General features: G+C 65.7%; 9 protein-coding genes and 1 tRNA gene. 9 read left to right on the forward strand and 1 reads right to left on the reverse strand.

The window, feature by feature from the left end; all coding sequences use genetic code 11:
- Positions 1-12 precede the first annotated feature (12 nt).
- The 9 genes from hflX to ACM0O9_RS09900 all read left to right on the forward strand — a co-directional run bounded on the left by hflX (position 13) and on the right by ACM0O9_RS09900 (position 9,629).
- Positions 13-1,323, forward strand: a complete 1,311-nt coding sequence (gene hflX, locus ACM0O9_RS09860) for a ribosome rescue GTPase HflX (RefSeq protein WP_414604191.1) — start codon at positions 13-15, stop codon at positions 1,321-1,323.
- A 125-nt stretch (positions 1,324-1,448) separates the two neighbouring features.
- Positions 1,449-1,943, forward strand: a complete 495-nt coding sequence (locus tag ACM0O9_RS09865; protein ID WP_005416043.1) for a CinA family protein — start codon at positions 1,449-1,451, stop codon at positions 1,941-1,943.
- A gap of 34 nt (positions 1,944-1,977) precedes the next feature.
- Entirely contained in the window at positions 1,978-3,660 is a 1,683-nt protein-coding gene (ubiB, locus tag ACM0O9_RS09870) for a 2-polyprenylphenol 6-hydroxylase (protein WP_414604195.1), read from the forward strand.
- Between the two features lie 209 nt (positions 3,661-3,869).
- A complete protein-coding gene (gene lexA, locus ACM0O9_RS09875; RefSeq protein ID WP_005416045.1) occupies positions 3,870-4,505 on the forward strand; it encodes a transcriptional repressor LexA in 636 nt (211 codons plus the stop codon).
- 204 nt (positions 4,506-4,709) lie between these two features.
- Positions 4,710-5,747 (forward strand): recombinase RecA, encoded by a 1,038-nt coding sequence (recA, locus tag ACM0O9_RS09880; protein WP_005416046.1) that lies wholly within the window; start codon positions 4,710-4,712, stop codon positions 5,745-5,747.
- 110 nt (positions 5,748-5,857) lie between these two features.
- Complete coding sequence (gene recX / locus ACM0O9_RS09885; RefSeq protein ID WP_005416047.1) at positions 5,858-6,349, forward strand: recombination regulator RecX; 492 nt, start codon at positions 5,858-5,860, stop codon at positions 6,347-6,349.
- 109 nt (positions 6,350-6,458) lie between these two features.
- On the forward strand, positions 6,459-9,107 hold the full coding sequence (gene alaS / locus ACM0O9_RS09890; protein WP_235645961.1) for an alanine--tRNA ligase: 2,649 nt from the start codon (positions 6,459-6,461) through the stop codon (positions 9,105-9,107).
- A gap of 147 nt (positions 9,108-9,254) precedes the next feature.
- Positions 9,255-9,458, forward strand: coding sequence for a carbon storage regulator CsrA (gene csrA / locus ACM0O9_RS09895; RefSeq protein ID WP_004152909.1), 204 nt, complete (start codon positions 9,255-9,257; stop codon positions 9,456-9,458).
- A 78-nt stretch (positions 9,459-9,536) separates the two neighbouring features.
- Positions 9,537-9,629, forward strand: a tRNA-Ser gene (locus ACM0O9_RS09900).
- Between the two features lie 120 nt (positions 9,630-9,749).
- Here the strand turns inward: ACM0O9_RS09900 and ACM0O9_RS09905 are convergent.
- Positions 9,750-12,080 carry a TonB-dependent receptor gene (locus ACM0O9_RS09905; protein WP_414604190.1) on the reverse strand — a complete coding sequence of 777 codons (2,331 nt, stop codon included), beginning with the start codon at positions 12,078-12,080 and terminating at the stop codon, positions 9,750-9,752.
- Between the last annotated feature and the right edge of the window lie 37 nt (positions 12,081-12,117).

The following is a 12,117-nucleotide window of genomic DNA, read 5'->3' on the forward strand; positions in this document are numbered from 1 at the left end:
CCGGAGCGGTGAATGTTTGACCGCTCGAAAAAGGGTGAACACGCCCTGTTGATCCAGCCCCATTTCGGCAAGCTGGAAGACGATGTGCTCGGAGAATTCGGTGATCTGGCCCGCTCGGCCGGGGCCAGCATCGCCGCGACGATCACTGCGCGCCTGGACCGTCCGAATCCGTCGACCCTGATCGGCAGCGGCAAGCTGGACGAGATCAAGGCTGCGGCCGACGCCAGCGGGGCCGACCTGATCCTGGTCAATCATGCATTGAGCCCGGGCCAGGAACGCAACCTGGAACGTTTCCTCGAGCGCCGGGTGATCGACCGCACCGGCCTGATCCTGGACATCTTCGCCCAGCGTGCGCACAGCCACGAAGGCAAGCTGCAGGTCGAACTGGCACAGCTGCGCCACCTGGCTACGCGGCTGGTGCGCGGCTGGACCCATCTGGAGCGCCAGCGCGGCGGTTCGATCGGCCTGCGCGGACCGGGTGAAACCCAGCTGGAAACTGACCGCCGTCTGCTGCAGAAGCGGGTGGAGCAGCTGCAGAAGCGCCTGGAAAAGGTCGAAGTGCAGCGCACCCAGATGCGCCGTGCGCGTGTGCGCAGCGAGCTGCCGCGCGTGGCCCTGGTGGGCTACACCAACGCCGGCAAGTCGACCCTGTTCAACGCCATGACCGGCGCTGAGGCCTATGCCGCCGACCAGCTGTTCGCAACGCTGGATCCGACCGTGCGCCGCATCGCGGTGCCGGGGGGCAACGTGGTGCTGGCCGATACCGTCGGTTTCGTCCGCGATCTGCCGCATGATCTGGTCGCGGCGTTCCGCTCGACCCTGTCCGAGGCGCGCGAGGCCGACTTCCTGCTGCATGTGGTCGACGCTGCCGATCCGCACCGCGAGGAGCGCATCGCCCAGGTCGACGAGGTGCTGACCGCAGTCGGTGCCGGTGACCTGCCGCAATTGCTGGTGTTCAACAAGATCGACCGCATCGACGGTGCCGACGTGCGCCACGATGGCCAGGACGGTATCCCGGATGAGTCGCGTCGTGAGCGGGTGTGGATTTCCGCGCGTGACGGGCGGGGGCTGGAGCTGCTGCAGGCGGTGCTGGGCAAGCGCCTGGGCCTGCAGCATGTCACCGGCGAACTGCGCCTGCCGCCGGATGCCGGCCGCCTGCGCGCGCGCCTGCACCAGCTGGAAGTGATCCGCAGCGAGCAGGCAGATGAGGAAGGCTGGCTGCTGCATGTCGACTTGCCGATTGCCGAAGCCGAGAAGCTGGCCGCCAGTGCCGACGGCGCACCGATCCGGGCGCTGCTGCCGGAGAAACTGCCGGAGTGGTGAGGTAGCACCTGGCAGGGCCGGCGAGTGCCGGCCGCCGGCCGGCAGCGCAACCGTCCCGGATGGGCGCGACATCTGCCTGTCATCTGCGGTACAACGTGCAGGTTCTTCACCCCACCGTCATGCCGATGTCCATCCCCACCGACGCTGAACTCAATATCCAGTCCGCCGCGCTTGGGCAGCGCCTCGAGCAGGCCTCGCTGCAGCTGGTGACCGCTGAAAGCTGCAGTGGTGGCTGGATTGCAAAGTGCATGACCGACATCGCAGGTTCGTCGGCATTCTTCGACTGCGGCATGGTGGTCTACAGCTACGAAGCCAAGCAGCGCCTGCTCGGCGTGCGCGCACAGACGCTGGAGCAGTTTGGCGCAGTCAGCCGCGAAACCGTGCTGGAAATGGTTTCCGGTGCGCTGGTCAACTCGGGGGCCGGCATCGCGGTGGCAGTGACCGGCATCGCCGGTCCCGGCGGTGGCAGCCCTGGCAAGCCGGTCGGCAGCGTCTGGATCGGCTGGAAGCGGCGCGGCGGCTACGCCCGCGCCGAGCTGTTCCAGTTCGAGGGCGACCGCGAAGCCATCCGCCGGCAAACCGTGGCGGCGGCATTGCGCGGCATCGACGCCCAGCTGTGACATGCTGCTCCGGTAATCGTCCGGAGCACGCATGATGTGGGAAACGCTGGGCACGGTCCGTGACCTGGGCCGACTGCAGGAAATTGCGGTTGTCCTGATCCGTTATGGTTTCGGTGACGTGGTGCGGCGCATCGGCCTGGCCACCACGCTGGAGCGCGCTGGGCGCCTGCTGCACTGGAACGACGATCGCCAGGAACTGCTGCGGATGACCGCGCCGGTGCGCGTACGCAGCGCGATGCAGGATCTCGGCCCGACCTTCGTCAAGCTCGGTCAGGTGCTGGCGACGCGCGTCGACCTGCTGCCGCCGGAATGGATCGCTGAACTGTCCGAGCTGCAGAACGCGGTGCCCGCGCTGCCGTACGCCGATATCCGCGAGCAGCTGGAGGCCGACCTGGGCGCCTCGCCTGCAGACGTGTTCGCCTTCCTCGATGAAATCCCGATGGCCGCCGCCTCGCTGGCGCAGGCCCATCGCGCGCGCCTGCATGACGGCCGCGAGGTGGTGCTGAAGGTACGGCGCCCGGGTATCCGCGACGTGGTCGAGGCCGACCTGCGGTTGCTGGCGCGCCTGGCCGAAATCGTCGAGGCGCGGCTGCCGGACCTGCGCCGCTATCGTCCGGCCGAGGTCGTGCAGCAGTTCACCGTATCGCTACGACGCGAGCTGGATTTCGCCGCCGAATGCCGCAACGCCGAACGCATCGCACGCAACTTCAACGGTCGTGACGACATCCTGATCCCCAGCGTGCACTGGCAGTGGACCTGTGAAAGCCTGAATGTGCAGGACTTCGTCGACGGCATTCCCGGGCGTGACCTGGCCGGCGTCGATGCGGCGGGCCTGGACCGGCGCGAACTGGCTCGGCGCGGTGCCGGCATCGTGCTCAAGATGGTGCTGGAGGACGGCTGCTTCCACGCCGACCCGCACCCCGGCAACATCTTCTACCTGCGTGACGGCCGCATCGGCGTGATTGACTTCGGCATGGTCGGCGCGTTGTCCGAAGTGCGCCGCTTCCAGGTCGCGCAGCTGCTGCACGGGCTGGTCGAGCAGGACCCGCAGAGCGTGGCCGATGTGCTGCTGGACTGGGCCGGCGGCGTGGAAGTGGACGAGAACCGCCTGCAGCACGACATCAGCCAGTTCGTCGACCAGTATCGCGGCGTGCCGCTGAAGGATCTGCGCATCGGCCTGATGCTGGGCGATATCACCCAGCTGCTGCGCAGCTACAGCCTGACCCTGCCGGCCGATCTGGCGCTGATGATCAAGGCCTTCCTGACCCTGGAAGGCATGGGTCGCCAGCTGGACCCGGATTTCGACATGGCCAGTGCCGCGCGCCCGTTCCTGGAACGGGTGGTGCTGCAGCGCTATGCGCCCAAGGCGCTGCTCAAGCGTGGCCGACGCAGCCTGCTGGGCCTGGTCGACTTCGCCGGGGAACTGCCGCGCGACCTGCGCAAGCTGGTCCAGGCCGCACGCCGCGGCCGCCTCCAGCTGAAGGTGGAAACCACTGCGCTGCAGGGCTTTGGCGAACAGGTGAATCGGGCAGCGAACCGGCTGGTGATGGGTATCGTCACCGCCGCGCTGATCATCGGGTCCTCGATCGTGATGCACAGCGTTGGCGGGGTCTCCAGTCGCTGGCTGCTGGCACTGGGCGTGTGCGGTTTCATCGGCGCCGGCTTCTGCGGCGTGTGGATCCTGTTCTCCATATGGAGGAGCGGCAAGCACACATAGTGTGCTTGCCGCAGCGGTTCCCCATCGAAACCGTGGAATCGCTGCGCGATTCCTGTAGGGCCGACCGCTGGTCGGCTGCTCTCGCTTTTGCCTTTGCCGCCCGGCCATTGGCCCAACTGCCGAGCATGGCTCGGCACTACAGATCCCCATCACCTGTTTGTCGTACCCGGCACTTGCAGTTGTGTGCGTTAGTAGTAATACTACTAACCATGGACCTGACCGACACCCAGCAGGCGATCCTGCAGTTGATCGCCGAGCGTATCGAGAGCGAAGGCGCACCGCCGTCGCAGACTGAAATCGCACGCGCGTTCGGCTTCAAGGGCGTGCGTGCGGCCCAGTACCACCTGGAAGCCCTGGAGCAGGCCGGTGCGATCCGTCGCATCCCGGGCCAGGCTCGCGGCATCCGCCTGGTGCAGGCACCGCCGGTCGAAAAGCTGGCCGAGCCGGGCCTTCCGGACAGCGTGCTGCGCTTGCCGGTGCTGGGCCGGGTCGCTGCCGGCCTGCCGATCGGTGCCGACATCGGCTCCGACGATTTCGTGGTGCTGGACCGGGTGTTCTTCTCGCCGGCGCCGGACTACCTGCTGAAAGTGCAGGGCGACTCGATGATCGATGAGGGCATCTTCGACGGTGACCTGATCGGCGTGCACCGCACCCGCGACGCCCGTTCCGGGCAGATCGTGGTGGCCCGCATCGATGACGAGATCACCGTCAAGCTGCTGAAGATCGCCAAGGACCGCATCCGCCTGCTGCCGCGCAATCCCGATTACAAGCCGATCGAGGTGCTGCCGGACCAGGATTTTGCGATCGAAGGCCTCTATTGCGGCCTGCTTCGGCCCAATCGTTGACCCGCTCCATGGTGCATTACCCCGCGGTCTTTTGTGGCGATTCTCTGGTTCCACTGAGGTTGGTACGGATGTCCGATAATTCTTTTCAGAGCGCCGGGCAGAATCTCAGCCTGTGCGATACGTCCGACTTAAAGTGAACCCATGGCAAAGAAGACCCCCAAAGACAGCACCCCCAACGACATGACCTCTGCAAGGACCAATACGATGGACGAGAACAAGAAGCGCGCCTTGGCTGCTGCTCTGGGCCAGATCGAGAAGCAGTTCGGCAAGGGCTCGGTGATGCGCATGGGCGACCGCGTGGTCGAGCCCGTCGAAGCCATCCCGACCGGTTCGCTGATGCTCGACATCGCACTGGGCATTGGCGGTCTGCCGAAGGGCCGTGTCGTTGAGATCTACGGGCCGGAATCCTCGGGCAAGACCACCCTGACTCTGCAGGCCATCGCCGAATGCCAGAAGATGGGCGGTACCGCGGCCTTCATCGATGCCGAGCACGCGCTTGACCCGATCTACGCCGCGAAGCTGGGCGTGAACGTGGACGACCTGCTGTTGTCGCAGCCGGACACCGGTGAGCAGGCGCTGGAAATCGCCGACATGCTGGTCCGTTCGGGCTCGGTCGACATCCTGGTGGTCGACTCGGTCGCCGCGCTGACCCCGAAGGCCGAAATCGAAGGCGAAATGGGTGACCAGCTGCCGGGTCTGCAGGCCCGCCTGATGAGCCAGGCGCTGCGCAAGCTGACCGGCAACATCAAGCGTTCGAACACCCTGGTGATCTTCATCAACCAGCTGCGCATGAAGATCGGCGTGATGATGCCGGGCCAGAGCCCGGAAACCACCACCGGCGGCAACGCGCTGAAGTTCTACGCCTCGGTCCGCCTGGACATCCGCCGTATCGGTGCGATCAAGAAGGGCGATGAGATCATCGGCAACCAGACCAAGATCAAGGTCGTCAAGAACAAGCTGGCGCCTCCGTTCAAGCAGGTCATCACCGAGATCCTGTACGGCGAAGGCATCAGCCGCGAGGGCGAACTGATCGACATGGGCGTGGATGCCAAGCTGGTCGAGAAGGCCGGCGCCTGGTACAGCTACGGTGAAGAGCGCATTGGCCAGGGCAAGGACAATGCCCGCGGCTACCTGCGCGACAACCCGACCGTCGCCGCCAAGCTCGAGGCCGAGCTGCGTGAGAAATTCCAGCCGGCCGAAGCGGCCCGCGAGGAAGGCGACGACGAAGGCGACGACGAGTAAGGCTTGCTGTGGGGCAGGGCGGCGCCGTCAGTGACGTCGCCCTGTCCCGCAGGTTCGAATCGCCCAGGGATGGGCAGGGCGCCAAGGACGGCGCCACCCTTGGAGCATCGATGTCCGACGCCGAAGACATTCCTACCGGCCGCAAGCGCCGGCAGCGTGAGCAGACTCCCGTACAACGGGCGCTGGGCCTGCTGGTCCGCCGCGAGCACTCGCGCAAGGAACTCACCCGCAAGCTGACCGCCCGTGGCATCGAAGACGAAGCCGCGCAGGCCGCTGTCGCCAAGCTGACCGAAGCGGGCTGGCAGGACGACACCCGTTTTGCTGAGAACCTGGTGCGGATGCGCGCCAATACGGGTTATGGCCCGATCCATGTCCGCGCCGAGCTGGGCACCCATGGCCTGGACAGTGCCGCGATTGCCGCGGCGATGGACAGTTACGATGGCGACTGGCAGGAAAATGCCCGTGATCTGGTCCGCCGGCGCTTTGGCGAGGCCGGTCCGCAGGACCTGACGCAGCGGCGCAAGGCCGCCGATCTGCTGGCCCGACGGGGCTTCGACGGCGACAGCATCCGCCGTGCGACCCGCTACGACCCGGATGACTGAGACTGGCGGCGCCGGGCCTGATACCCTTTAGGTTTTCGGCGCTCCCTCGCGACCCTGGCCAACACGGCCGGTGGTCCGGGTCCGCCGGCCCGCAGACTGCCAGCCCCCAATGAACGCATCCGCCAAATTCACGACATCCCAGATCCGCAGCGACTTCCTTGAATTCTTCAAGGGCAAAGGCCACACCATCGTGCCCTCGGCGCCGCTGGTGCCGGGCAATGATCCGACCCTGCTGTTCACCAACTCCGGCATGGTGCAGTTCAAGGACGTGTTCCTTGGCGCGGAGAAGCGTAGCTACGTGCGCGCGGCCGACGTGCAGCGCTGCCTGCGCGCGGGCGGCAAGCACAACGATCTCGACCAGGTCGGCTACACCGCACGCCACCACACCTTCTTCGAAATGCTGGGCAACTGGTCGTTCGGCGACTACTTCAAGAAGGACGCGATCGCCTGGGCCTGGGAGCTGCTGACCCAGGTCTGGAAGCTGCCGGCTGAACGCCTGTTGGTCACCGTCTACCAGACCGATGACGAAGCCTACGAGCTGTGGCGCGACATGGTCGGCGTACCGGAAGAGCGCATCGTGCGCATCGGCGACAACAAGGGCGCACCGTTTGCCTCGGACAACTTCTGGCAGATGGCCGACACCGGCCCGTGCGGCCCGTGCACCGAGATCTTCTACGACCACGGTGACCATATCGCCGGTGGCCCCCCGGGTTCCCCGGATGAAGACGGCGACCGCTTCATCGAAATCTGGAACCTGGTGTTCATGCAGTTCGACCGCCAGCCCGACGGCACCCTGGTGCCACTGCCGGCGCCATGCGTGGATACCGGCATGGGCCTGGAGCGCCTGGCGGCGATCCTGCAGCACGTGCACACCAACTATGAGATCGACCTGTTCCAGGCGCTGATCCGCAAGGCCTCCGAGCTGACCGGCACCGCCGACCTGGAGAACAAGTCGCTGCGCGTGATTGCCGACCACATCCGCGCCTGCTCGTTCCTGATCGTCGACGGCGTGCTGCCGTCCAACGAAGGCCGGGGTTACGTGCTGCGCCGTATCATCCGCCGCGCCCTGCGCCACGGCTGGATGCTGGGCGTGCGCCAGCCGTTCTTCAGCAAGCTCGTGCCGACGCTGGTCGAGCAGATGGGCGAGGCCTATCCGGAACTGCCGGCTGCGGTGGACACTGTCACCCGTGCGCTGCAGGCCGAGGAAGAGCGTTTCGCCGAAACCCTCGATGCCGGCATGAAGATCTTCGAGGACGTGGCCGGCAAGGCCAGCAATGGCGTGATCCCGGGCGTTGACGCCTTCCGCCTGTATGACACCTATGGCTTCCCGCTCGACCTGACCCAGGACATCGCCCGCGAGCGCGACCTGACCGTCGACATTGCCGGCTTCGATGCCGCGATGGAGCAGCAGCGCGAGACCGCGCGCGCCGCCGGCAAGTTCGGGGGGGGCGTGACCCTGCCGGCCGAGCTGGTGGCGACCCTGAGCCCGACCCTATTCCTGGGCTACGACCGCCTGCAGGCTGACGGCCTGAGCGTGCTGGCCCTGCTCAAGGACGGTCGTCCGGTGCAGTCGGCCGATGCGGGTGACGCAGTCATCGTCATCACCAACCAGACCCCGTTCTACGCCGAGTCCGGCGGCCAGGTCGGCGACACCGGCGTGCTGACCGGCAACGGCGTGCGCCTGGTGGTGGAAGACACCCAGAAGTTCGCCGGCCAGTTCCATGGCCATGTCGGCACCCTGTCCGAAGGCGGCCTGAAGGTCGGCGATGTGCTGTCCGGCCAGGTCGATGGCGAGCGCCGTGGTGCCACCATCCTCAACCACTCGGCCACCCACCTGCTGCACGCCGCGCTGCGCGAAGTGCTGGGCACCCACGTGCAGCAGAAGGGCTCGCTGGTCGCGCCGGACCGCCTGCGTTTCGACTTCTCGCACTTCCAGCCGATCAGCGCGGAAGAGCTGGCGGTGATCGAGCGCAAGGTCAACCAGCAGGTGCGTGCCAACAACGCCGCCGAAGTGCACACCATGGCCATGCAGGAAGCGCTGGACTTCGGCGCGATGGCCCTGTTCGGTGAGAAGTACGGTGAGCAGGTGCGCGTGCTGAAGATGGGTGACTACTCCACCGAGCTGTGCGGTGGCACCCACGTCAACCGTACCGGCGACATCGGCCTGTTCAAGATCACCTCCGAGGGTGGCGTCTCCGCGGGCGTGCGCCGCATCGAGGCCGTCACCGGCCAGGGCGCGCTGGACTACGTGGACGCCGAAGAGGCCCGCCTGGCCGAGGCCGCTGAGCTGCTCGGTGGCAGCGCTGCCGACGTGGTCGAGAAGATCCGTGCCCTCGGCCAGCGCCAGAAGCAGCTGGAGCGCGAACTGGAAGGCGTGAAGGCCAAGGTTGCTGCGGGTGCCACGGCCGACCTGTCCGGCCAGGCCGTCGAGGTTGCTGGCGTGAAGGTGCTGGCCGCCCGCCTGGAGGGCTTCGACGCCAAGGCCTTGCGTGACGCCATGGACCGCCTCAAGCAGCAGCTGGGCGACGCGGTGATCGTGCTGGCCGGCGCCCAGGACGGCAAGGCCGCCCTGGTCGCAGGCGTGAACGGCAGCGCAATGGGCAAGGTCAAGGCCGGGGAACTGTTGTCCCATATCGCCGGTCAGATCGGGGGCAAGGGCGGCGGACGCCCGGACCTCGCCCAGGGTGGTGGCGAGGACGGGCCCGCCCTTGCCACTGCGCTGGCTGCAGTCGTCGAATGGGTCAGCCCCCGCCTGTGATGAACCTGGCCGTCCCCCTCCTTGTAGGAGCGGGACGGCTGACGGTACCATTGCGAATCTTTTCCCTTTGTCGTGGTAGCGCTTCTTGACGGAGCGTCAAGCCGGTGGGGGATACCCTTCCACACGGTTCCATGGAGACTTACAAAAATGTTGATCCTGACTCGCCGCGTCGGCGAAACCCTGATGATCGGAGACTCGGTGAGCGTCACCGTGCTTGGCGTCAAGGGTAACCAGGTGCGTATCGGCATCACCGCGCCGAAGGACGTCGCTGTGCATCGCGAAGAGATCTATCAGCGCATCCAGCGTGGTGATGAAGCCGGTGGCACCGGTAGCGAAAATTCTGCCGAATAACGCTTTACCTTCGCACTCGATTAACGTTATGATTCACGCCCCGCTGAGGTGCAACGCACCAGACGCGGAGAAAACCCCGGAGTGATGCCCGAGTGGCCGAAGGGGCTCCCCTGCTAAGGGAGTATAGGGTCAAAAGCTCTATCGAGGGTTCGAATCCCTCTCACTCCGCCAGATACAAAGAAGCGCCTGCAGATCATCGATCTGCAGGCGTTTTTCTTTGCACGGATGCAGGGTCCCGGCGTGCCATCCAGTGATCATTGAGCGCTGGATGGTGGCCGAATCAGGCTCTCCTCAGAGCTTTAGCGTCACACCCACCTGGAAGCCCCGCCCCGGCAGTGGCGCGATGTATTTCAGTGGCGAGTTGTGTGGACGCGCTTCCTCATTGAGCAGGTTGCTGCCGTTGACGAACACTTCCATGCCGGCGATGTAGCTGCTGCGCACCGGCAGTTCGCGGCTGACCTGCAGGTCAACCAGGTTGAACGCATCCAGCGGGATCTCCTCGCTGACGTTGCGGCCGAGGTACTCCTGCGTGTCGTAGTAGGTGCTCGACAGCTGCGCCTTCCAGCCTTCGCGCTGCCATTGCAGGTTGGCGCCGTAGCGGTTGGTCGGCATGTTCGGCAGGTACTCGCCATCGTTGTGGGCGCGCAGCGGATCGGGGTGGTCGGCCTTGTTCTTCACCAGATCGGCGAAGGCAGAGATGTTCAACGTGCCATAGCGGCCCAGGTCAATTGCCTGCGATGCGTCGATCTCGAAACCCTTCACCGTGGTGTCGGTCTGCTTCCAGTACTTGAGCGGCAGACGGTTGGCGGTCTGCAGGCCGGAATGGCCGAGGTAGAGATAGTTCTCGTACTTCATCCGGTAAGCAGTGGCCGACAGTTCGAAGCCGCCGATGTGGAACAGGCCGGTCAGCTCCAGGTTCTTCGCGCGCTCCGGCTTGAGGTTCTGGTTGCCTTCTTCCTGGGTCATCACCGAATAGTGTGCGTTGCTGGCATACAGCTCGTTGATCTCCGGTGCGCGCTGCGAGGATGCGTAGCGCACCTTGGCGGCGAACAGAGGACCGAGCTCGACACGGGAGCCCACGCTGTAGCTGTTGAGCCGGTAGGAACGGTCCTGCAGCTTGGTATTGGCGGCGTTGCGTGCGGTCCTGAAGCGGCTGGGCTGCAGCTCGTGGTCGACGCGCTCGTGGCGCACACCTGCATCGAAGGTGGCCCAGCCGACGTCCAGTGCCTCTTTCAGGAACACCGCGTTGCTGCGGGTGTCGACGTCGGGCAGGTAGCGCAGTGAACCGCTGCCGGTGACCTGGCGCGACTGGTGGCTGAAGCCGAGCAGGCCGCTGAGCGGACCGACGCGCTGATGGCTCAGAAGCAGCTCGGCCTGGGAGCTTTCGAAGTCGTAGTCATTGGCCTTGGATGCACCGAGGCGCTCGCCCGACGTGTTGTCCAGCCTGGAAACTCGCAGCTCCGCGCGCTCGAACCACGGCAGCGGATCGCGCAGCAGGGCGTCCAGCGCGTAGCGTTCCTGCTTGATCACCACGCCCACCGGCAGGCCATCAGCATAGTTCGAACCGAACGACAGATTCTGCATCGAGAAGCCCGGCACGCCGTACTCGCTGTCCTTGGCATCGATGCTGACACCCACGTAGCCACGGTCGAAAAACAGCGTCGACCCGAAGGCCACCTGCGAGTTGCGTGCGTAGCTGTTGCCCAGCCGGTGATGGTAGTCGGGCGTGACATCGTTGTTGATCTGCTTCTGCACGTACGACGGTGTGCCGGGCACGTAGGCGGGGTTGGCCGGATTGATGTAGGTGCGGCGCTGCCAGACCGAGGTCGGGTTGTTGGTGTAGAACGAAAAGTCACCATCGGCCCAGTCCGGGTTCTCGGTCATGAACTGGTCGATGTACGGCTGCGAGGCCTTGTTGTAGATCTGCTGGACGCGCGCCTCTTTCTGGCAGCTGTCGGCCAGCGCCGAGTTGACGCCGCCGGTCGGCGGGAACAGGCGGGTGTTGCAGACGTCGGCCTTGCTGTTGCCCGGGATGTCGTAGTGCGAGATGCGCTGGCGCGAGACCTGCAGGTTGGTCGAGAGGTTGCGCTGGTTGTTGAAGTTCATGCGGAAGCCCTGAGCGTCGGCGGCATTGAAGCCCTTGCGCAGGATCAGTTCCATCGACTGCTCCTTGTCTCCCATGCGGCGCGGGACCAGGCCCGAATCGATCTCCACGCTGCCGCCGATCGCATTGCCGCCATAGCGCACGGCGTCCGAGGACTTGTTGACGGTGACGCTGCGCACGAACAGTGGATCGAACGGAATGTTGATGTCGCCGCTGATCGCGTTCATGCCGAGAATGGACTGGCCATCCTGCAGGATCTGCACGCGGTTGCCGCTGAGGCTGCGGATGACCGGGGCGCCCGCGTTCGGCCCGAAGGCGCTGCTCTGCACGCCGGAGACATGTTCGAGCAGGCTTCCGAGGGTACGGTTCTGCGCCTGTGGATTGTCGACGGTGACCCGGCTGTCGACGCGCGAGGGCGGGGAGGCCTGGACCTGGAGGGTGGGAAGGGTAGGCGCGTCCGCAGCGTGGGCGGTGTGGACAGCGAGCAGGATGGCGGCAGCAAGCAGGTGGCGACGCATAGCAGGACTCGTGAAATAGGCGTGCAACGTTATAACG

It is taken from the genome of Stenotrophomonas sp. FR012, assembly GCF_047520565.2.
In the GTDB taxonomy this organism is placed as follows: domain Bacteria; phylum Pseudomonadota; class Gammaproteobacteria; order Xanthomonadales; family Xanthomonadaceae; genus Stenotrophomonas; species Stenotrophomonas sepilia.